At 41.4% G+C, this 20,964-nt stretch carries 16 protein-coding genes, 1 tRNA gene and 2 pseudogenes; 8 read left to right on the top strand and 11 right to left on the bottom strand.

Annotation, left to right across the window (positions count from 1 at the left end; translation table 11 throughout):
• Positions 1-496 precede the first annotated feature (496 nt).
• The 3 genes from F0228_RS25210 to F0228_RS25220 all read right to left on the bottom strand — a co-directional run bounded on the left by F0228_RS25210 (position 497) and on the right by F0228_RS25220 (position 2,803).
• Complete coding sequence (locus F0228_RS25210; protein WP_171731153.1) at positions 497-1,750, bottom strand: HD-GYP domain-containing protein; 1,254 nt, start codon at positions 1,748-1,750, stop codon at positions 497-499.
• Between the two features lie 83 nt (positions 1,751-1,833).
• Complete coding sequence (locus F0228_RS25215) at positions 1,834-2,241, bottom strand: VOC family protein (RefSeq protein ID WP_008224717.1); 408 nt, start codon at positions 2,239-2,241, stop codon at positions 1,834-1,836.
• Positions 2,242-2,718: 477 nt separating this feature from the next.
• A tRNA-Leu gene (locus F0228_RS25220) sits at positions 2,719-2,803 on the bottom strand.
• Positions 2,804-2,997: 194 nt separating this feature from the next.
• Between F0228_RS25220 and F0228_RS25225 the strand changes: the two are divergent.
• Positions 2,998-3,093 (top strand): annotated as a pseudogene (locus tag F0228_RS25225) (RDD family protein); the annotation flags it as partial.
• A gap of 357 nt (positions 3,094-3,450) precedes the next feature.
• Here the strand turns inward: F0228_RS25225 and F0228_RS25230 are convergent.
• A complete protein-coding gene (locus F0228_RS25230; protein ID WP_171763029.1) occupies positions 3,451-7,728 on the bottom strand; it encodes a hypothetical protein in 4,278 nt (1,425 codons plus the stop codon).
• Between the two features lie 244 nt (positions 7,729-7,972).
• On the opposite strand from F0228_RS25230, the gene F0228_RS25235 reads away from it, so the two are divergent.
• Entirely contained in the window at positions 7,973-8,176 is a 204-nt protein-coding gene (locus tag F0228_RS25235) for a hypothetical protein (RefSeq protein ID WP_171763030.1), read from the top strand.
• 202 nt (positions 8,177-8,378) lie between these two features.
• Here F0228_RS25235 and F0228_RS25240 read toward each other — a convergent pair.
• Positions 8,379-8,648, bottom strand: a pseudogene (locus tag F0228_RS25240) (topoisomerase DNA-binding C4 zinc finger domain-containing protein); the annotation flags it as partial.
• Positions 8,649-9,070: 422 nt separating this feature from the next.
• On the opposite strand from F0228_RS25240, the gene F0228_RS25245 reads away from it, so the two are divergent.
• From F0228_RS25245 to F0228_RS25260, 4 genes are all read left to right on the top strand, one after another.
• Complete coding sequence (locus F0228_RS25245; RefSeq protein ID WP_171763031.1) at positions 9,071-11,941, top strand: DNA polymerase; 2,871 nt, start codon at positions 9,071-9,073, stop codon at positions 11,939-11,941.
• Positions 11,942-12,579: 638 nt separating this feature from the next.
• Positions 12,580-13,179 carry a hypothetical protein gene (locus F0228_RS25250; protein WP_102360764.1) on the top strand — a complete coding sequence of 200 codons (600 nt, stop codon included), beginning with the start codon at positions 12,580-12,582 and terminating at the stop codon, positions 13,177-13,179.
• Positions 13,180-13,241: 62 nt separating this feature from the next.
• Positions 13,242-13,712 carry a hypothetical protein gene (locus F0228_RS25255; protein ID WP_171763032.1) on the top strand — a complete coding sequence of 157 codons (471 nt, stop codon included), beginning with the start codon at positions 13,242-13,244 and terminating at the stop codon, positions 13,710-13,712.
• Between the two features lie 42 nt (positions 13,713-13,754).
• Entirely contained in the window at positions 13,755-14,042 is a 288-nt protein-coding gene (locus F0228_RS25260) for a hypothetical protein (protein WP_145575916.1), read from the top strand.
• A 104-nt stretch (positions 14,043-14,146) separates the two neighbouring features.
• Here F0228_RS25260 and F0228_RS25265 read toward each other — a convergent pair whose 3' ends face one another.
• Both F0228_RS25265 and F0228_RS25270 read right to left on the bottom strand, forming a co-directional pair.
• Positions 14,147-14,341 (bottom strand): hypothetical protein, encoded by a 195-nt coding sequence (locus tag F0228_RS25265; RefSeq protein WP_010434944.1) that lies wholly within the window; start codon positions 14,339-14,341, stop codon positions 14,147-14,149.
• 298 nt (positions 14,342-14,639) lie between these two features.
• Positions 14,640-14,906 (bottom strand): hypothetical protein, encoded by a 267-nt coding sequence (locus tag F0228_RS25270; protein WP_171763033.1) that lies wholly within the window; start codon positions 14,904-14,906, stop codon positions 14,640-14,642.
• A 268-nt stretch (positions 14,907-15,174) separates the two neighbouring features.
• On the opposite strand from F0228_RS25270, the gene F0228_RS25275 reads away from it, so the two are divergent.
• Positions 15,175-16,053, top strand: coding sequence for a WYL domain-containing protein (locus tag F0228_RS25275; protein WP_171763038.1), 879 nt, complete (start codon positions 15,175-15,177; stop codon positions 16,051-16,053).
• 1,011 nt (positions 16,054-17,064) lie between these two features.
• On the opposite strand, the gene F0228_RS25280 is transcribed toward F0228_RS25275, so the two are convergent.
• The 4 genes from F0228_RS25280 to F0228_RS25295 form a co-directional block, all read right to left on the bottom strand.
• Positions 17,065-17,493, bottom strand: coding sequence for a DUF2787 family protein (locus tag F0228_RS25280; protein WP_171763034.1), 429 nt, complete (start codon positions 17,491-17,493; stop codon positions 17,065-17,067).
• 266 nt (positions 17,494-17,759) lie between these two features.
• Positions 17,760-18,239 (bottom strand): hypothetical protein, encoded by a 480-nt coding sequence (locus F0228_RS25285; protein ID WP_171763035.1) that lies wholly within the window; start codon positions 18,237-18,239, stop codon positions 17,760-17,762.
• A gap of 47 nt (positions 18,240-18,286) precedes the next feature.
• Entirely contained in the window at positions 18,287-18,664 is a 378-nt protein-coding gene (locus F0228_RS25290) for a hypothetical protein (protein ID WP_171763036.1), read from the bottom strand.
• A 102-nt stretch (positions 18,665-18,766) separates the two neighbouring features.
• The gene (locus tag F0228_RS25295) at positions 18,767-19,993 is read right to left on the bottom strand and encodes a site-specific integrase (RefSeq protein WP_171763037.1); all 1,227 of its coding nucleotides are present in this window, start codon (positions 19,991-19,993) and stop codon (positions 18,767-18,769) included.
• Between the two features lie 552 nt (positions 19,994-20,545).
• On the opposite strand from F0228_RS25295, the gene F0228_RS25300 reads away from it, so the two are divergent.
• Complete coding sequence (locus F0228_RS25300) at positions 20,546-20,770, top strand: hypothetical protein (protein WP_123953523.1); 225 nt, start codon at positions 20,546-20,548, stop codon at positions 20,768-20,770.
• The last annotated feature ends 194 nt before the right edge of the window (positions 20,771-20,964 follow it).

Here is a 20,964-nt window from a genome sequence, read left to right on the forward strand (position 1 = left end):
ATTATCATTCCAACAGAATGATAATGAATTGACTGTGCCGATAATAAATTATCGATTGGTCACTCAGTTCATTGAAATCAAGTTGAAACCGAAGTTTCATTTTTGATATTCATCAACGAGTGCCCACACAGATTGATAGGTTTAAATTGTTAAAGAGCTTCTCTTCGTTGTGACCTGCGTCACTTCGTAAGAGGCGGCCATTCTAGCGACTTAATTCTCAGTGTCAAACACTTATTTGGAATTAATTTCTACTTTCTAAAAGTAGGAGTGAATTATCACTCAAAGCTAGTTGCCTTTACTAACATTCTTCGCTGAAGCCTTGTGGCGTCTGCCGTGTCAGTGAGGCGGCATTATAGAGACGCCGCTCATATTGGCAAGCATTAAATGCATTTTTTATTGAAAAAAGAGGTTAAACGAAGACATTTCAACCAAGGGCTTATTTGTACCACTTTAAGCCCAACTTTCGAACAAATTACTCACAGAACCCTGTGGATAACTACTCACCACTATCAAAGAAGTAAGACAACCGGGACCTAGGGTTTAGGTACTCTCTTACTTGTTCAGGTAGTTTGTTGGGATTAACCGCATTAACGATTTTTATATCTTTAGCAAGCAGGTCGATTACCGGAGCTTGTGTTCTGGGCACGCTAGGGTCATACGTCAGCACATTGGGATAAAGCATATGCTTGGCATTTACCGAAATAACAATACCAATTGAATCATTGGAGAGCTGAACCACGGTTCCTGGCGGGTACACTCCCATGAACTTAACCAATAGACTTAAGTTGTCTTGGCTATATAGGTGTTTGCAGTTCTTATATAAGTGAGAAAGCGATAGGTAAGGGATCATTGGCGGTGACTGTGTTTTACCATGGCACAAGTTATCGAATGCATTGGCAACTGCTACTATCTTGGCAAACTCATCAATCTCTTCTTCCTTTAAGCCTTCTGGGTAACCAGAGCCATCATTCATCTCATGATGCTGAGCAATTACCTTTTTAGCTGTTTCAGGAAAATCATCTATTGCAGAAACGATATCCGCACCATACTTAGTATGGAGCTTTAAGTAGTTCTCTTCTGGCACCGTCAATGCGCTCTGCTTTCTTAATATAGCGACGGGTATTTTGATTTTGCCCACGTCATGGAATAACGCAGCAAAAGAGAGAGCTTTCAGTTGTTGTGTGTTGTAGCCTTTAGCTTTGCCGATCATCATGGCAACAACAGCAACATTTAGTGTGTGGAAGTAGATATCTTCAAAGTCAGCTTTACCATTCATTAGGTGGAGTGTGACGTTATCATCACATACTAATGTTTCGACAATATCATCAACGAGAGATTTCACCTCTCCTACCGCATCCAAAGGACGATTGCGAATTTTGGTCATGACTGAGCGCATTCGAGCAAGTGAACGCTCAAACTCTTTCTCACAGTTACTCACTCTGCGTCGGTAAGAACTTAAAGTTTCAATGCGATCATGCTTTTCTTGCCACATTTTTTCAGCTTCAAGACTAACCTGTAAGTCATCACCTGATTCCAACTCAACCATATGGTTAACCGGCAAAGGTGAAGTATCACTTTGATTAAGGTTTATATAGACGTGTTTGATACCAAGGTGTCGAATGATCTTAACCTGAGCATCGTCTTTTATTTTAAAGCTATTGAATAGAAACGGGTGTTCATTCCACTTGACGGGAAGTCGTATATGTAGACCGGGCTGGATGCGATCTACGGTAATTTTTATGCTGCCCATTTTTATATATAACGTTGATTAATAATCTCTATTTATAATTCTAATAAAACCAAGCAGCAATTTCACTATCCTATTTCACAGGTTCAGTTTAAAGAGTCGCAATGCACCATCCATCTTATACCGAACTTATCTTCAACTTTGCCAAACCTAGCGCCCCAAAACGTGTCTGCAAGCGGCGTCATAATTCGCCCACCCTGTGTTAGTTTTTCAAAGATCTGCTCTTGGGTCGCGGTATCATCTGTAACGAGAGAAAGAGCAAGATTATTCCCTTCGAGTTCTTTAGCTTTAACCCCATCAGACATCATCAGCTTCATACCAAAGGCTTCGAATTCAGCATGCATGATCCAATCAGGCTGCGCTCCCTCTATTACCTGTGGAGCATCACTAAAGAGTTGTTTCGATAAGACAACTCCACCAAAGCATTTATGATAAAAATCCAACGCCTCGCCACAACGACCATCGAAAAATAAGTAAGGGGTTACTGTCAGCATATCTTTCTCCTCTATTGCTACTTTAAACATAGACAATAGAAGCAAAAATTACAGGTAACAGGCTGATTTCAGATGATTAATTTATTGAAGGTTATTACTACGATGGGAATTGATGAGATTTATGAATGAAACATCAAGATCTGACTGATTCGTAATTTGCATCCGAGCCAACAAGCTGGATTTCAAATTCACAAACGCCCAAAACGACGAAAGGTCGCTATAAAAGCGACCTTTCTATATATGGTACCGGTTTAGGCGGACTGATTGGACAGGCATTCCTGCCGCTACCACGAAGGCAACGCTTTCCAAATTCCAGATACAACAAAGCCCCAACTTTCGTTGAGGCTCTGTCTTAAAATATGGTACCGGTAGGCGGACTGATTGGACAGGCATTCCTGCCGCCACCGCGAAGGCAACGCTTTCCAGACTCCAGATACAACAAAGCCCCAACTTTCGTTGAGGCTCTATCTTAAAATATGGTACCGGTAGGCGGACTTGAACCGCCACGCCCGAAGGCAACGGATTTTGAATCCGTCGTGTATACCAATTTCACCATACCGGCATTATCTTGGGGCATTGCCCTTTCGATGTCTGGCATTATACGTATGCGAACTGATGTGGCAAGTATAAAAACTTGAATTCATGTGTGTTTGCCGATAATTTCGCCACTAAGTCATAAGCTGTGCGTCATGTCTCTTTTCAGGCTAAGCCTTAAACTATATTCTGACGCCTCAATTTTTAAAGAAGTAATAACACATGACATCAACAAACACTCTGCCACCAGCAGGAGTCATGCGCCGATTTGGTGCCTTGTTCTACGACGCTCTGATCGTAATCGCTATTGAAATGATGGAGATGCTACCGCAGAGCTGGCGACGAAATCGATGAACCATATATAGACCATAAACACCCCTCCAATGACTTCAGCACACTACCTCTTCAAAATCCCGTTGCCTTCGGGCGTGGCGGTTCCATCAAAGCATCTCTAGTCGAACTACATTCAAACTCATTTCTGGACAAAAGCTTGTCAGTGATTTTGCTAAATTAGTAAAATACAGATTACTTCTTGTACTGAAGAGCTCTCTCTAATTTATTGGCCAAAGCTAATTCACTTACCACTTAGCCTCCCACTACAAGACGTATTATGTTTGATGGACAGCACAATTCATGATTGTTTTGAACTTTGTAGGCTACACCGTGATAGCGACATCATGAATCAGAGACTAAAGCTCTTTTATTCATATCAATAACTATCACTTCTATCTCATCAATACCTACATATCCGTGTGCAATCGACTTCCAATAGTCTTTAAGTGCTGAAGCAAGCTTATCAGCACCTACTCGCTTACCGCCTATCTTCCAATACTTGGTCGACTTCTGTGATACCAAAAGAAACACACCACAACCAGCAGTGCCCTCTCTAAGATAATCCCCAACGAGTTGGTTTCGAAGCCGCTCGCACAATTCAGGACCACTCCAACCTTTATCAAGTAACTTTAACTCAATCGGCACTGGAGAGGTGACTTTCGGGTTAGCAAGCCAAATATCCATCCTTTGTTCGTTGGCTAACTCTGGCTCTTCTGCGATTGTGTAGTATCCGTTGGCACTTTTTCTTAGCTCGGCAGCAATTAGCGTTCTAACCTCATTTTCTTTGGTCGCTCTTTGCCATGTCATCCATGGGCTATCATTACCGTTTTCTACCCAATCCTTTATCGAAAGGATTTGTTGGACACCTAGTTCAAATAGTTGCCTGTGCGACTCAGGAAAGATCTGTTTAGTTTTATGGAACTCCTTAAACTGGTTATCTGACCATAAAGGAGCATCACCATATGCTTCTGCCATTTTGTATGCATTCTTTCTCATCCACGGCCGATGTGACTCATCAGGATGATCCTCTATCAACTGTGTCAATGCGTAATAACTTTCCTTAGAGGGAATCTCGACCAAGTAGTTAAACAACATATCTCTTGCTTCCTGAGCATGATCTCGCGTTGTTGGGCTATAGACCCCTGTACCTGCTCGCTTAAGATCTTCACTTACTCTGATATATTTATGCATCAGAATGTACAAAGCCCTCAGGTGAGCTACCACTTTAAACCGTCCCACATTATAAAGAGAACGATGTGAACTCCTACCACCTAACAGCGCTTCCATAAATACTTCCGCAGCATTCGTTGCCAGTTCAGGATCAAGCGTGGCTAGCCACTCCTCCAACTCTGGGATTCCCCGATTAGGCTCACTATCAACTAATAACGCATACCACCACGCAGTTTCATGAGTGTCACCTTGACTTGCTGATATGTATTTTTGGGCTAGCAAAGATAGTTGCTCAGCACTGATACCACCTTCGATCAAGAGTCGTAAGCAGTACTCCTTATTGGCTTGGATTAGATTTCCTGAACTGATTAGGTACTCGAATACAGCGCCAGCGAGATGTTGTTTGAGCCAAGGTGCGTGATACACCAAGTCGTGTAGAATGTGGCTTGAAACCTCTTTGGCTTTGCTATTATTCTCTAGCTCCCAAAACACCTCTTTAAGAATGGCGTTATTTGTTTCCTCTGGATAATCCCGGTGTACGACCTCCAACCAACTAGGAAATCCATTGATGTCCCATGTGATATAGCGCAATAGAGTAGTAAGATCTTTACTACTCAGAGACTTAGGAAAAGTAGAGTCTTCACTTGCTTGAATTTCCAGACCAGCTAAGCCAAGTAACAGTGCGTAAGGGATTGAATTACCAATCTTCTCTTCTGAGTGCAGTTGTGGGCGAAAGTTGTGCCAATGACGTATACAAAACTCTTTATATGCATTTGCCACTTCCAAGCCAAATTCTGGAGCCAACCTTTCCCATTGGCTTGCACTACGTCGACTTGTACCTGAACTATCTTTTTCTAGCTCACTTAATAGCCAAACATGGTTGTTAGTAATTTCGCCAGATTTTACCTTTGGAGTCGTAATCTGAGACGGGTTTTGTTGTAGTGACTGTATCCATCCTATTCGGCTACTTTCTTGCTTTTTCCGCTTTTTTTCCGCTTTTTGACGATACTTCGATTGCTTAGCCTCGTATCTTAGCATCGATTCAGGAGTTATCGGATTTAACAAACTCTCTAATCGTGAAACTAAGATTTCTTCACCAAAAACAGCAATACGAAGCTCCTCTAACATGTTTACAGGTGAGCCTAACTGTTGATAGAGCCTGAATGCTGCATTCAGTGCGACTAATCGGTCATCTTGCTCGAGGCGAGTGTTGACAAATGATACTAACCTTGAGAAGTCATCACGATTGAAAGCCCAAAAATGTTTTAAATATGAGATGCTCCAATCATCAGTCAAGGGCTTATCTTGCTCGCTTAGGTATTTTCTTGCTTTCTCTATGCTATACCAATACAGCGCATCATTAAGCTCTTGCCATTGAGGTACTAGATTGCCAAGGTCATGTTCAATATCATCTAAATCACCTTCTCTCCAAAATTGCAAGGCTCCTGCATTTGCTAAAATTGATAGCGAAACCTCTGACAAAACAAATGGGTCTCTATTGACCAATAACTTTTCCAAACACTTGATAGCAGAGCTAAACAACCACGCATATTGTTCAGATACTCTGCAATCCCTTCGTTCCACGAATGGAGCAACATCAAGATAACTACCGAGTCCTTTTAGTAACTCTGGAATGAGTTTGATTTCAGCTCTCTCGATAAAATCATGTAGCGCTCTATCCAACATCGATGATTCAAATCTTTTCGGCTCAGCTGAATGATGAATTGATTCAACTAGATATTTAATAGAATTTTCGTCGGGTACGGTATGGTCAACCAACTCACTCAGTAGGTCTCTAGGGATTTCCCCTCTGCTAATAATCTCTTGCCAGACAAGAGCTTTTTGTTCTTCATCCCCACAAGTTAATACAGCTCGTACTGACGCAATTCTGGCATACTTATTTCGCTCGCTAGATACAGAAATTTCTACAAGTGGTTCGGTGCAAGCACTCATCTTCCCTTGCCAGACTAAACGACCAAGGAAAAAAATTGCATCATCATTGTCTGCATATTTGTGAATAAGGTTGAGTACATCCTTTGTTAGATCTGACTGTGCAATTCGGGCAATAGCAGCGTTGTCACGAGCAGAATGGCCATCTGTATCATTGGCAATTTGAGCTATAACATCAGAAAGGATTTGCCTCCTTACTGACAACGGCAACTGAGAAGGGTCGCCTTCCTCTAAAGCGATTTCAGGCTTGATAGCCAAGATCTTAGCTCGCAGACGATCATCAAATAAAATTAACCATGGCAATATCGGACGAAATAAAGGGGTAACAACAGTTTCACCGAAAACTTCCTTAATAAAGTAAGACTCGACTTGGGAACGCAAACCTTCTTCTTTCAATAAACCAGCGAAAAACTGTGCTGCTAATAGCTCACGAATATCCCTATGCCGGAATCTTACGGCACCGTAAATAATGTCATTAAATAAAGCACACTCAAGTAAAGACTTAACGTCTTCTCGTTCCCAGTCATACAGGATGATGTCGGCATCAATTCCTTGCTTTACCTTTTCGACATCAGGCACATTGATCCCTACATTACCCGTTAAGATCACGGCAGCAGCCAGCCGTTGAGCTCCTTCACGGGCCTTATCTAAGTTAAGAGGCTTTCGAGCATTGTTATGTACCTCATTAAGACGAACATCAACACTGTGTTGTAGCAGATGTAGTCGCCCATCAAGAGATTGATCATCCAACCACTTCGTTATGATGATATCCAAATCAAAAGGTCTTTCTGCGAGATTCCACAGGCCTAACCGTTCAACCTCATCTAGGAGTTCATCAATGTTTCTAACTCCACTTTCGATACAGTAGGTATAAACCATCGTTCGATTTAACGGTCGTAAGCTATAGACATTTAATGCACTTTTGGGATGTTTATTTTTGTCGTCATCTTCTTGAGGACTAGTAGATGGGTAGAACAGATGAACGTCAACTAGAGCTCTGTCTGACTTGGCACGCCAGCTATATGGGCGACTAGAAATGTAAATATGAGCCCGCTTCGCCCCTTTCTCAATTCCTTTAGCAAAACGTTTGATAGCTTTTTCAAAAGCTCTAGGGTGAGCTAGTTTTGCTTCATCCACCGAATCTAAGAAAAACCAAGCCTCACCATTTGAGTTAAGCCAGTCTTCAAACTCATCTTCATCACCTATTTCGAAAGCATCATCAAAGTTACGGTCAATATCTTCAATTCGAATAAAAAAAGACAGCTTCCCTTCATTTGAGAGCTTACTCGCCATTTCCTTTAACTCGACCGTCTTACCAGCGCCTGCCTCGGCTAAAATTACAGTACGATATTCACTTAATAGAGACTTCCAATTGTCAGCATCATTGATTCCCAAACTAAGAGAAACATCTAGCTCTTCAGAGTCCTTGTGGCTTTCTATTACGGGAAAAAACTGACGATCTAAGGCGATGTACTTCCGCATAACTACATTGAGTTCCATGTGGCATAAAAACTTCCCATATTCTACTAATTACACGCGACTTACCCAACTAGTCTGGATCTCATAAAGTGACTACAAATGTTAATAAGTTGCCCCACCAATTCCACATCAATTTAGGAAGTGGTCTTATCAGTGCTTGTCCAATAGCTGGCGAGATACAATCAAATAACTGTGATTTGACACCATACATTTGTTTTTTGGATATTTATAATATCTGAGATTCAAACGTCGGAAGGGGCTAAGTATGGATATTACTTTAAAAGAAGATGCCGTGATTATTTACGATCCTGCAAGTGGTTTAGAGTGCACCATGAGACCTCAAAAGTTTAGACGTAAGATTTTATCTGGTAGTAAGATTCGTATGCGTACTTTCCCAGTACCTGCTTATATCCAAATCCCTTATGAAGACGTAAGCGATGTAATTAAGGCTATTGAAGAGCACTCGTAGTTCATTTAGTTGCGTCTGTAAGGTTAAAGATTCAAACACTCTATATTGATTAGAAATTCTAAGCCAATTTAGTCGCACTGAAATTTTTCGAGTTAAAAATCTAAATCGTTTTGGGGCATTTTCGAGTTAGAAAGTACTTTGGGTAAAGCGTGATCACTAAGCGATTCTGCCCTAATCCCTGCAATTACAATTTGCACATATATTAACAATCACATGTATAACGACACTTCGGATAAGTCGAGCAGCCATAAAAACTCTTACCCGAATTAACTCCCCTTTTAGCAACGCGCATCACAAGCTTAGATTGGCAGCTAGGGCAAACTCTATCTTCAACCGCCGACATTCTTTCAGGTTCAGGTATTACTGGTTTATTCAGAAAGCTGCGTCCATCTTCGACCATGTGGACCAGCTCACTGCCATTAACCAACCACAAGCGCTTATCAACTGCGAAGGCAATTGCTTCTGAAGTGAAACCAATAAATCTACCGTAGATAGATGCTACCCAATCCCACTCAGAGATTAGGTCATTCATAACTCACATAGGTTCCTAGGACTTTCAGACTCAACCACCTAGCACTCACTACTATGCTAATTACCATTAATATTCAACCTCTTACCAGAGTTATTTATTAGTTTAGTTACGTTCGACGAAAAACAGCATCGCTTTCAAAGTTCCCATATCAGCCAAAGGTTTCCACCTTAGCTCAGATTCCAACTTCCCATACCCAACTTCAGAAAATCTAAAATCATCGCACTACCACTCATTCACCTCACATAACCACGACACTCACACACCAAGCCTACTCGAAGTTACATTCAACACCAGATTTACACTGTGGTATAAAGACTAACACTTCAAATACTTATAAAACACTTGGTCATAAGAGAATAACGATGAGTCAGAAAAATGAATCTAACCATGTTGAAGTCATAGATAAAGAACTCGACGAATACTTCCAAGTAGAAACCGCCGACCAGACCACAGAATCAACCGACGTTGAACTTGACGAATTTCTAGAAAAAGAGCAAACCGATGAATACTCAAGCAAGGCCGTCGATGAAGAGCTCGATATCTACTTCGAGAATGAAAAACAATCACCGTGGCAAGCACTCAAAGGCAATGATGAAGCCGTTCACATTGGTATAGACAGCGAATATGTCTACAACGAGGAAGAAAACCGAAACGACATTCTGTCCTATCAGTATTACCTAATCGCAGGTGAGCACCACATGAGCGATGTGATACTGACCCCTGTTGCTGAGGTAATTAAGAAATCTAGAGCAGCAAACAAGAGTCGTGAAGATGAACTCAAAGCCATCAACAAAGTTAAGAAACCCCGTAAGAAGTTTGAAGAATTTTTAGTTGAGACACTTCAAGCTGCTATCGGTCGTGGATTCATTAAAGGCTGGCCTAAAGACATCTATATCTACGCACATTACCTCAGAGCAGATATGGTGTCCTTCGAAGCATTCTGGGATACCAGCCAAAAAGCAAAACTAGAAGTCATTAGAGGCACCGTCGCGTCAACCCGTGGCGCATACGGCATCGATTTAGACGCAGTAGGCAGAACAAAACAGGCTTCAGAACCTGTCCACTTCACAGACAAGCATGGCAAGAAACGTGAGAGTCGCGTGCGCTTTGTAGATACATTACTACTCAGTCCGGGGCAAAGTGGACTTGATAGCGTCGGGGAACTCATCAACATACCTAAAGAAGTGATCCCAGAGCCTTACCGTAAAGACCGAATGGATGAACTGTTAGTTTCAGATGAACCACTCTTCCTCCGTTATGCCCTAAGAGATGCCGAAATAACAGTTAAATACGGATTAGAGATGCAACATTTCGCCCTCGAAGACATCAAAGCATCACTCAAAGATAAAGTTCCAGAAGAACGGTTAGATAAACTTCAATTTAAACATCTACCATCAACACTAGGTAACTTCTCAGTATCCCTCTTCAAAGCACTCACAGGTGATAAAGATACATTAAACCAAGCACTCGGTATGGAGACCAAAACGATTCAATATTGGAATCAAACTAAAGGTCGAGTCATGCAGAAGAAAGAAACTGTCATTACAGCTGGTCGTCGCGTCTTCGAACAACTGGCAATAGATTGTTTTCATGGTGGCAGAAACGAATGTTACGTGTTTGGCGGTTCCAACATTGGCGACTACAACGATTTCGACTTGGCTACGGCCTACGTCAATGCGTTAATGGACATTAAACCAGTTTCGTTTGAGAGAAGCTTCACCTCAACAGACATCAATGATTACATTGGTCATAAGATGGGGTTTGCTTACGTTAAATTCAGCTTCAATAAAGACACTACGAAATTTCCATGCCTACCCGTTAGAACTGACCTCTATGGCCTTTATTACCCACTGGAAGGCTATTCATACTGTACAGCTCCTGAACTAGAAGTCGCACATAACATGGGATGTGATATTGAAATTCAGTTCGGGGTCATTGTTCCATGGATTGAAGATAAAGAACCACTCTTTAAAGGCTTCACCGAACTCATCAGAGAGCAAAGACAAAAGTACACCGATAAGAACGATACATTTAGGCAGAAGCTCTGGAAAGAGATTGGCAACACGCTATACGGTAAATTGGGACAGGGACTTAAAAAAGGAAAACGAGGCTTCAACACATCAGATGGGTTAAGCAAAAACATACCGCACTCTCCTGTTACTAATCCATATTTTGCTGCCAGTGCCACAGGGGTCGTTAGATCGGTTCTCTCTGAGCAATTAGCAGGGATTCATAAACACCATGGCGACGACGTTACAATTGTAAGTGCCACAACAGATGGATACCTCGTAGACTGTACTGAAGAACAGCTCCACGTTTCAGGAACCATCAGCAAACGATTCAGCAAGATCTGTGAGCAAACGGGTGACGGAAAGATGATCAAGCTTAAGCACCATGCAAAACAGATCATCGCCATGAAAACCCGTGGTCAACTAACAGGTGAACACGGTGAAACAGAACCTGTAATCGCAAAAGCAGGAGTCAAACCACCAGAAGCTGCATTAGTATCACCTGAAAAAGAAAATGCTTATATGGTCGAACTGTTCTTAGATCGCTATCCCGGACAGAAGATCCCTAACAACTCGTTGATCTCTCCACGCGATATGTATCTCAAGGATATGGATCTGATAGAAATCCAACGAGAAAAGACACTCAACTTAGAGTTCGACTTTAAGCGTAAACCCGTAAATCCTCGCATGACCAAAATCCGCCATCCAAAAGGTCACATCGTCGAGCATATCTATTTCGAAACCGTACCTTGGAAGAACGAGCAAGAGGGACAACAGACTCGCGCATTGTTCGATGGGTGGAGACGTACTAACTGCCTTAAAAATATGAGCGACTGGGAAGACTGGATCGATTACAGCAAGACGAAGCCACAACTTAAAGGCTCACACATTAAATATGAAGAAGATGGTTCACACGGTGTCTTACTCAAGCTTGCGTTGAGAGCACTATCTAAAGAGAGCTACGGACTCACCAAAACCATTAAGGGCAAGAAACTCACCCTCAAACAACTTACCGAACTGTTTAACAATGCAGGGTTTGAAATCGCTCCGAACGCTATCAGCAATTCACGACAGGCAGCTTTCCGTCCTAATGTACTCGCTGCAACCCCAAGACTCATACCGCTATTACATTGGTTAATTGAAACGTTCCCTGACATGGAGATAGAACACTTTTTCCATAAAGACGAACTGGATGAAGTAAAAATGATGCTGAAGGACTCGTGATAGAGGTTATAGATAGCAGAAAAAGCAGTGGTCATCGCCAAGATGTAATCGTTTAAGATACTGACTTTAAAGAAAAAACAACCTAATGATGGATGTTGTGTCTTGATAGGAGATTAGGTTTACGATTTCGTGGTGATATTACTGATGTAATCAGCGGTGAATTGCGTGACCTAATTACACTATCAAGATGCAACATCCATTTTCTTTCCTAATGCTATGATTTAAATGAAATTATTCAATTCACGCTGAGTTAGTCTATCGTGATTTTTGTCACTATCAATGGCAAACAGGTAACTGTCTATTATTGACCAACCTCACGAATGAGATCTAAATCACGGAAATAAAACATAAAGAACCTTGGATTTTCCTGTTCAAAAAACATACCACCACATACCTAACAGACTCTTAAACCGATTCTACCGAGGGATTAAATCTGCCTTTTAAGTGACAAGCAAACCGGTAACCCCCTCTTTAAACACCTTTTAAACGCTCATGCGCCCCCTTGTAATCCACTTCCCGCTCTTTCTCTAGAAACATTCAAAAACAAACATAAGTACCTGAATTATATGAAATTTATCATTTGACCACATGGGTAAAAGAAGTTTAAATGGAGCTCTTTCTAATCTGGAGTAAAGAAAATGACTGATAAAAATAAAGCCGTAGAGCCCACCGATAGCCGTCTAAAAGAATTAGCTGATGCAGTAGTTAACGACTTGTCGAACGCTGGAGCTGCTCGTGTTGTTGATAAAGAACAGTGTGAACAAGCTCAGTACGATATTGGTGCTGCAATGCATGAAGCTAGACAGCTCTTCCAAGGGAACAAGAATAAGTTCGGTAAATGGCGTGATGAAAATATTATCGGTAACGGTAGACGTACGGTTGATAAACGCACGTTAACGCGTTGGACAGGTTTATCTGATTTTGGAACGTTGGAAGAATGTCGCAAAGTGGGATTTACCAACATTTACAAGCTATCGAGTAAACGTTATGCCCCTTTACGTGAGCAAATTAAACAACATCTAGAACAACACCCCGATGTTAATTCTGACACCATCAATGCAATGTTGAAGGACTTTGCAACTCAGTTAAAAGTTGAGAAAGAAAGAGCTAATCAATCTGAAAGTAATGGCCTTCTGAATAAATTGACTGAAATGGAATCTCGCTTGAAAGAACTTGAAGACGAGAACGATAAGTTACGCCAACAGTTAGAAGGTCAACCCACCCTTGAAGCTGCATAACTTGTTACCGAAACGACATTATGACGTTTCGGTTTTTCTATCACCTATTAAGGAGAGCATTCATGGCAACCGAAGGAAAAAAGAGCACAGTGTCTGTATTCAGTGACAAGTTACAGGTGTCATCGAGTCTCATAGCATCAATCAACAAGAACAAAAACCACGTTAGTGTCAGAGCAGGAAACGGGAAGCAGTTAGCCCATTTAATTCTTAAAGATGAAAAGAGTGAGAAAAAGCTCGAAGCATTGCATTCTGAGTTGGAAAAGCTCTGCATTCGTGATGCTAACTACTGGATACCCCTTCCAACGGGTAGCTGGGTACGTAAGAACTCTATATTGGGTTACGAACAACATCAAAGCATCAAATATAACGGTGTCATTCTCCGTACCCAACACAACCGTATTTTGTCTTTCATCCCTTGTGATGATTTGGATATGCAACATTTAATTATCCAAGAAATGCACAAAGCGACTGAGAGTAAAACCCCATCTCGCCGTTACAAGCCGGACTGGAATTTCTATAACCAAGCATCTTAATGTTGCTCAGATTAGCCCTTAATAAACTCTGGAGTATGACTCATGAAACCTAAAACACCGACACGTTATAAACGACTAGTAGATACGTTTTTAAAGGATTGTAATAAAGGTAATCAACCACGTATCAAGCGAAAGAATGAAGTACAACGTGCAGCTGAAAAAGTCGAATCTCTACACGGTAAAATCCCTCGTTTGGGTATGATTATGCGTAAGTTACTTGATAATTTATTCCATCCTTATGAACCAAAACGAAACTCATTTGGTTACAAGGAAACCGCTGAAAAATTGCAAGAAACCATCAATGAGGTAATGGGACGTAACATGTTCTAAAAGAAAAAAATATGCCCGTATTATTGACCAGACCTTACCCAGATTTATTGCCGATGATTGCCTACATCGAGGTGTTAACCAAGACGTTAACACCTCAACCCTTTCTAGTCCTCCAGTACCTCATCAATCAAAATTCCTGCTGAAAATCCGCAGATTGTCCCAATTAACATTCCATATGGCCCACCAAATCGAAGACCTATAGCACCACCAAGCTGGGCAGCTTTGAATCCTAATTCCTTCCTACTTTTAGATAGAGTCTCTGATCCTTTTTGTGGTTCAGAATAGTTGTCTTTATCCACGTACTTACTCCTTTTCTGTAGATACGAAAAAAGGCCATGCTCAATGAAGAACATGACCTTTTAGAGTTTTTGTGAATGCAGCTTTAGTGAGAGTGACCACACACCTGACAGCTACCATCATCATATGCACGCTCACCACATGCAGGACAGGTTGTAACTAATGTTGTTATTGATTTAATCGCCATGTTAAGGCTCCTTGTTGTTGGTTGATTGAGTGTTGCGGAGCTCATTGATGTCTCAGCCTAGAGAGTTCCAATTTCGAAACTGAGATATCGAGAGCCAAGCTCCGCAACAAAACTTATTGTGCTTTACCTTTCGGGCTATCTGGGCCGCATTGAGTCACATCAGTAACATGACCATTCATGGTTCCACAGACATCCGCTTTCCATTGCACTATGACACCGTAAGACGCTGTATTCTGAATGCCTGCTTTACCATTCCATTGTGGCTCTAGCAGCTCTTTCATTTTCGAGATATCGCCCGGATTACCTCCGAACGTCCCACCTGCAAATACTGAAGATGTGAATAGTGAAGTTAGACCTAGCAGGATGATTGATGTTTTCATTTTCTGTTTTCCTTAAATACGTAATGACGCCGCTTATAAGAGACGGCGTTAACGCGATTGATGATTAGTTTAAAGAGGGTGAACGACAGGGTGTGTCGCTCAGATGTAGAAATATTGAAATGATTGATGAATGCCTTGTAAGACATACCTTGAGGTAACCGATGAAAGCTATAGCAATATCAGTAACCTTATGAAAATTAGCTAGAAATAATCAGGCTCTTTCCGACCACGACACCACCTGGCGAGTGACCTATCTACAATGCGTAGAATGAAAGAGCATGACAAACTAGCGAAACGACTTGGCATCATCCTGACCCGTTTAAATACAGGTGAGAAGTTGCATCTGGATGATTTAAGCCGTGAATTTGGGGTGACAAGAAGGACTTTAAATCGTGACTTCAATGAAAGGTTAAATTACCTACCTATACAACGTGACGGAGCTTGTTACTCGTTAGACCCTAAGTTCTTAGGCAGACAGACCAATAACGAGCTATCTCTCCTGCTGTTAAACATGGGGTTCGATACTTTGTTTTCGGGTAAGCACTATCTAAGTAATGGTGTATTGAACAACAAGAGCACCCCACCCTTTCTCTTCAAGAACCCACAAGTCGAGGACATCAGTGAACATGCTTCGGTGTTCGAGAAACTTATCGAATCGATACAGCGACGAAACGTGATCAGCTTTAGCCATGAAGGGAAAACCTACGATGAGTTCCACAGCTACAAACTGTTGAATGAACGCGGATTGTGGTTCATTGTCGGGACACACAGAAACCGCCTAGAGTCTCTCAGAGTGGCGAAGATTCGTGAGTTAGTGCGTTACGAGGATAAATACTCTCCTAACCCTAGCATTGAACAGAAGCTGACTGGTTGTGGATATGAAGATGAACGACTCAATACCGTTGAAGTGGTTATACAGATGAGTGCTAAAGGCGTGGGAGCCTTCTTAAATGAAGGTAACTCTGATGACTTCCAAGTATTGAAAGAGCTGGATTCAGGGCAAGTGCTTGTTAGTCACCAGACCAAGAACATTCCAGAATTACTACGTAAACTTAAAACGTGGCTACCTCATGCAGAAGTGCTCTCACCTGACTGGATACGTTACTTGTTGAAGCAAGAGCTCCAAGCGTATCTGGATTCAACCTAGTAGAAGGCACTGAGCTAATTGAAGTACGTTGGTTGGCTTGTTGATGCTTTGTTGAGATGAAATGCAATCACCAATGCATAATGTTGTTTCTGTTCTCTGTTGTAGTCGCTCCATGTCATAAAGAAACGACTATGTACCGTTTTTTTAAGCTTTCGATGTTAGATATGGGAACTGGGGTATTTTACCAAACTTCGAACCGATACCAGTTAAGGGAAGACTCAAAACGATGCTATTTTTCGGTGAACGGTGACTAACTAATAAATAACTGCGCTTTGAGCAGGTTGAATATATAGGGGTATTACTATGAGAACTGATGCTAGAACTCTGCTTAAAACCACTGAATCCAGTCCATATCTGTTTATCGTCGATATCACCAATGTCGCTGTGGTGGTTATCTTGAGTCAGATTACTTGGTTATTTTAGTGAGAATGTTTTAATCGATTGGACTTGTCATTGAGCTTATAAATGACAAGTTCCTATTCCAATCAATGCTTATCTCTGTCATTTAGCGAAATACCCATTTTGACCTTGTTTCTAATGCCAAAAGTGAAAGTATCCAAGTTTTCACTCCAAGCTGTAAACATTGAATTAAGGTGCGCTCTTGGCGCTGTAATTAGAACGTATGACTATGGAAAATCTCCGAGGAAGCCGTTCTCAATACCTCTATACGTTACGCGCCATAGCTAAACCTAAACACTCACTCCCATTGCTTTCAGATAGCAATGGGAGTCTTTAATGACAAAACACCAGTGAGAACCAAGCAAACTCGTTAAAATTGAATCTCCCTTCCTTGGTGTTTCCACCGTCCATTGCAGTCCAGCAACTTCATCCTCTCTGAATCCCGATGGCAACGTTTAAGTAATCCGTTGTAGAACGTTACCCAAATGAAAAAGGCTTCCCATCACACCATGAGTTACATGGAGCAATAGGAAGCCTTAGTGTCACTAGGAAGTGAGAGGCGGATTTTATGGTGCATACATGGTGCTTTCAACTTGATTCGTTAGTGATGGACTAATCCACCGTGACTTTTATCTCATCAAAGCAGTCCATTCCGATGTAGCCTAGAAAGTTGGTTTCCCACATCGAATAGAACTCAGCGACGCTGGATTCAGTAATGGGAACTTCCCCCATATGACGGATGTAAGCCACACCATGACCAAAATCAAAGTCGATTTCTTTCTCTAGCTCAGGCATCAATCCGCAGTAACTAAAGTCAGTGATGTAATCGAAAACCCATTGGTCATTAAGCCTAGTGATACGAACCTCCACAGGATGGTAGCCACCACTCTCAGGACAGTATGATTTTTCTCGAAAGTTAATCACGACTGATTGGATCATGGGTGTCCATTTACCTGATTCGCTAATCACTCGGTTTAAAGTATCTTGAAGATCCACACTGACAGGTAAAGTCAGCTTATTCTTTGAAAAGCATAGTTTCATAATAAATTCTCTTTTAGTTTGTTAGGAATGCACTCTTGTGTAGTGCGAGGTATGAAAACTTGGAAATGGCTTGGTTCGAGGTGAGTATTCTGATCTCGTCATTAACTCTTCCAGTGATAACTCAAGGAATTTGAAATCCGTCGAGTAGTGATATCAGCAGTGAGTGTATTACTCATCGTTTCTTAGCGGTAATCACCTGATGAAGTAAACAGATTACAACTCATCGACTTAGCAAATTTCTTCTGTCGTCTTACTGTCTGGTAGGGTTATTTTTTCTTAGATGTGGTTTGAGATTTGGCGAGTGCCAGTAATGCACTTTTCTTATCTTCGAAGTCTGTTGAAAGTACATGTAAGTAGCGTGATGAATCCGTTTTTGATGCTAAACCTAAGTCCCTAATTATCACGGAACAGAACGAATGGTTGTTTGCTGAACCTCCATTAAACAACTGCTTGTACAGCTGACTTTTCCATGGTTTATCTTTCTGCGCTTCTATAAGTTTAAGCATGTTATTTACGGATAGCCACTCTTTTGAATGAAGTCCTGAGCCACCTTGCTGCCCTACAATCCTGAAGTAGAGTTGCTTTTCTTCATTATGCAACGCCACTTCGTACAAGACCTTGCCAGTCCCTGCTAGTTTCGGCGCTGCACCTGTTAATACGATTTGTTCGAAATGATTAATCTCTTGGTGCTGCTCATCTTGAGTGCCAGCATTAGGGAAGTCTGGGTCTACTTTGCGTTGGTTCATAGATATTCTCCTGTCGGTGATAATGTGAAATATTGCTGCGTGAGTGACTACTTGCTATCAACCTGAGTCAATAGCGTCTGAATTGGATGGAGCTGGTTACTGGTATATCCGGCTAAGAAACAACCTGAGCCATGGTCGTTAAGAACCCCTAGAGCAATGACCATAGAGCCGATAAGCAGCACGTACTCTGGGTGATTAGTGACGAACTCAATCAGGTACTTGGTCTGTTCATCCATATGATCGAGGTCTTGATTGGTATCGCTCTCATCGAACAAAATCAGAGTGATGCCTATTTCGTCCCAACTTTTCTCCAAATCATTCAAATCTCCATCTGTCACTTCAGCTAAATGACCAATTAGATTTTCCTTATCAGAGTTCGCCATTTTCAATGCCATTAACTCCGTAAAAGTTTTTATTACTTGCATGTATTTCCCCTTATTCCAGATACGAAAAAGCCCCTACTAGCTAGAGCCAGTAGGGGCATATATGTAATTTTTATATATGTTTGATTTTAAGGTTAAAACTATTTAACTGATGCGGTGTGCCAGCCTTGGAGCCTGTTCTTTCAATACCGAAGACAAAGTGTCCGAGCTGTTGAGCAGCTTTTCCTTGGAATGCTTAACATACCTCTGAGTGCTGCTTAAATCCTTATGGTTCATTAAACGCTGTACAGTCAGCACATCGACATTATTCTCGATTAAATTTGTCGCAAAGCTATGACGGGCAACATGAAAACAAACCTCTTTCGGATTCTTAATCCCTGCCCTCTCTTTGATTCGAGTAAAAGCATTTCTAGGTTGTGAGATATGGCTTCTCTCCTTTAGACCAAAGAACACGTATGGATTACCTTTCTGTCTCATGTTTAATAGCTCCCGGAACAGTTCGATCATGAAGGGGGTTAGTGGCACCGTCATACTGGAGCCGTTCTTGGTATCAGGAACGAACATGGTTTTATCAATCAAGCTGATATCTTTCCATTTTCGGGTTCGAAGTTCAGAGTCCCTACATCCGGTAAGAAACAGAAGCGCTATGAAGTTCCCAGTCACACGGCAATAGTAATCTCGTGATGCACGTATCACTGCTGCCGTTTCTTCCATAGTTAAGTAGCGAGTCCTCATGTTATCTGGATTGATAAGCGAGACCTTATCGCCGATATAGGGGATGTCTAAAAGGCGATATGCTTCCTTTAGGATCGTTTTCATCAAGGCAATAGTACGATCGACCGTGGCTGCTGCGTACTTCTTACCGGGGCGATACTCCGTTGCTAATAGCTTTGCTTGAACTTGATGAAGATGGACGCCAGTTATCTTATCGATAGACTTCGTATGTAGGTGCTTCCAGTGCTCAAACCTAGCTATATCATCACGCCACGTTTTCTTACCTTTACTTTTCTTAGAAACAATAAAGGTATCGTGAAAGAAGTCATACAAAGTAGGGACTTGGGTTTCGACTTGCTTATCCCTTTCAAGTTTAGGGTCGATACCATCCGCGATTTGTACCTTTAACTTACGCGCTTTATTGCGAGCAGTAGGCAAATCCATATCGGGCCATGGGCCAATGGCAATACTGGATTTTCGCTTTAAAATTGGCGAAATAAACCGCAGCAAGAAGCGCTTTTTTCCAGATTTGCCGATAAGCAATTTCAAGCCCTGCACTTCGGTATCAGAGACTTCATTGTTGGTGGATTTAGACCGTCTATCGTGGGGGGGAATGTTGTTAAGTTTAGTTGGGGTAAATTTGAATAGTTTACTCATGTGAATACCTCAGTGGTTAACCAAAGGTATTTATATATGTTTTCAAATTATGCAGGTGCGGAAGGTTTTAGTTTGAGGTTGTGACTCGTTTTTGTCCAAAAGCTTCTCAGGTTGATTTTTACCCGTGGCACTTTCTAGCTCGAAAGTGCCCCAAACCTTGTTAGATCAAATGCTCTACACATTTTTGAAGACTAGCGTTTTCTCTACAAAACCTAATATCAAGTTCATGGCTGATTTACTTACCATCTTTACTTTCTTTTCTGTATATCTACACAGTTTATTAAGTTTGAATATTGAAAGTGGTATGTTTTATTGAGTTTTTGGTCTCGCTTTGTCGATGGCTAGTTTTGTAAGTTGTGTTTTCTTTAATTTTTAATGGTTTATGATAAATTAGTCGAAAGTCGGGTAGGTGGGAACCTGTCTGTTATTGGGATGTTATATGCCACTTCTGTAAATAGCATTCTAATATTTTACAATTTCATTACAGTTACGTTTCGTTTGCTCTTGCCGTATAATGTTCCAGGAGCGAGTAACTGAAATAGGAACAAGTAAATGATTGAAATTAATATTGGTGATTCAGTAATTCATCTTAAAGACCTCACTCAAGAATACAAGGTACTCGATATAACCGGGGATTTGGCTAGTTGTCAGGTTAGCAATTATAGTTCGACAGGCTCAGTATTCTGGATAAAGAAAAATGAGTTACGCGTTATTCCACAGCCTGCTGTAGGGGGTGGTGTTGGCATCCACAATGATGACTGGAATCCGCCTCTTTAACTACTGTACCACAGCATATAACAAACACTTCAAGACGGATTCTGTAGTTGACCCGATCTAATGGACACCTTCAATTGTAATTGGAGGTGATTATGCCAGCTTATAAATCAGGTAAAAAAACTCAACAATATCTTACGGAATTTAAGGTAACTGCTGTCCGACTTTCGCTTCGAGAAGGAGCTACAGTTAAAAGC

Source organism: Vibrio sp. 99K-1 (assembly GCF_013114585.1).
Classification (GTDB): domain Bacteria; phylum Pseudomonadota; class Gammaproteobacteria; order Enterobacterales; family Vibrionaceae; genus Vibrio; species Vibrio chagasii_B.

Coding starts and splice junctions, on each gene's coding strand:
- F0228_RS25210 (WP_171731153.1), bottom strand. CDS start 1,750: ATGGGCAGCATAAAAATTACCGTAGATCGCATCCAGCCCGGTCTACAT.
- F0228_RS25215 (WP_008224717.1), bottom strand. CDS start 2,241: ATGCTGACAGTAACCCCTTACTTATTTTTCGATGGTCGTTGTGGCGAG.
- F0228_RS25230 (WP_171763029.1), bottom strand. CDS start 7,728: ATGGAACTCAATGTAGTTATGCGGAAGTACATCGCCTTAGATCGTCAG.
- F0228_RS25235 (WP_171763030.1), top strand. CDS start 7,973: ATGGATATTACTTTAAAAGAAGATGCCGTGATTATTTACGATCCTGCA.
- F0228_RS25245 (WP_171763031.1), top strand. CDS start 9,071: ATGAGTCAGAAAAATGAATCTAACCATGTTGAAGTCATAGATAAAGAA.
- F0228_RS25250 (WP_102360764.1), top strand. CDS start 12,580: ATGACTGATAAAAATAAAGCCGTAGAGCCCACCGATAGCCGTCTAAAA.
- F0228_RS25255 (WP_171763032.1), top strand. CDS start 13,242: ATGGCAACCGAAGGAAAAAAGAGCACAGTGTCTGTATTCAGTGACAAG.
- F0228_RS25260 (WP_145575916.1), top strand. CDS start 13,755: ATGAAACCTAAAACACCGACACGTTATAAACGACTAGTAGATACGTTT.
- F0228_RS25270 (WP_171763033.1), bottom strand. CDS start 14,906: ATGAAAACATCAATCATCCTGCTAGGTCTAACTTCACTATTCACATCT.
- F0228_RS25275 (WP_171763038.1), top strand. CDS start 15,175: ATGAAAGAGCATGACAAACTAGCGAAACGACTTGGCATCATCCTGACC.
- F0228_RS25280 (WP_171763034.1), bottom strand. CDS start 17,493: ATGAAACTATGCTTTTCAAAGAATAAGCTGACTTTACCTGTCAGTGTG.
- F0228_RS25285 (WP_171763035.1), bottom strand. CDS start 18,239: ATGAACCAACGCAAAGTAGACCCAGACTTCCCTAATGCTGGCACTCAA.
- F0228_RS25290 (WP_171763036.1), bottom strand. CDS start 18,664: ATGCAAGTAATAAAAACTTTTACGGAGTTAATGGCATTGAAAATGGCG.
- F0228_RS25295 (WP_171763037.1), bottom strand. CDS start 19,993: ATGAGTAAACTATTCAAATTTACCCCAACTAAACTTAACAACATTCCC.
- F0228_RS25300 (WP_123953523.1), top strand. CDS start 20,546: ATGATTGAAATTAATATTGGTGATTCAGTAATTCATCTTAAAGACCTC.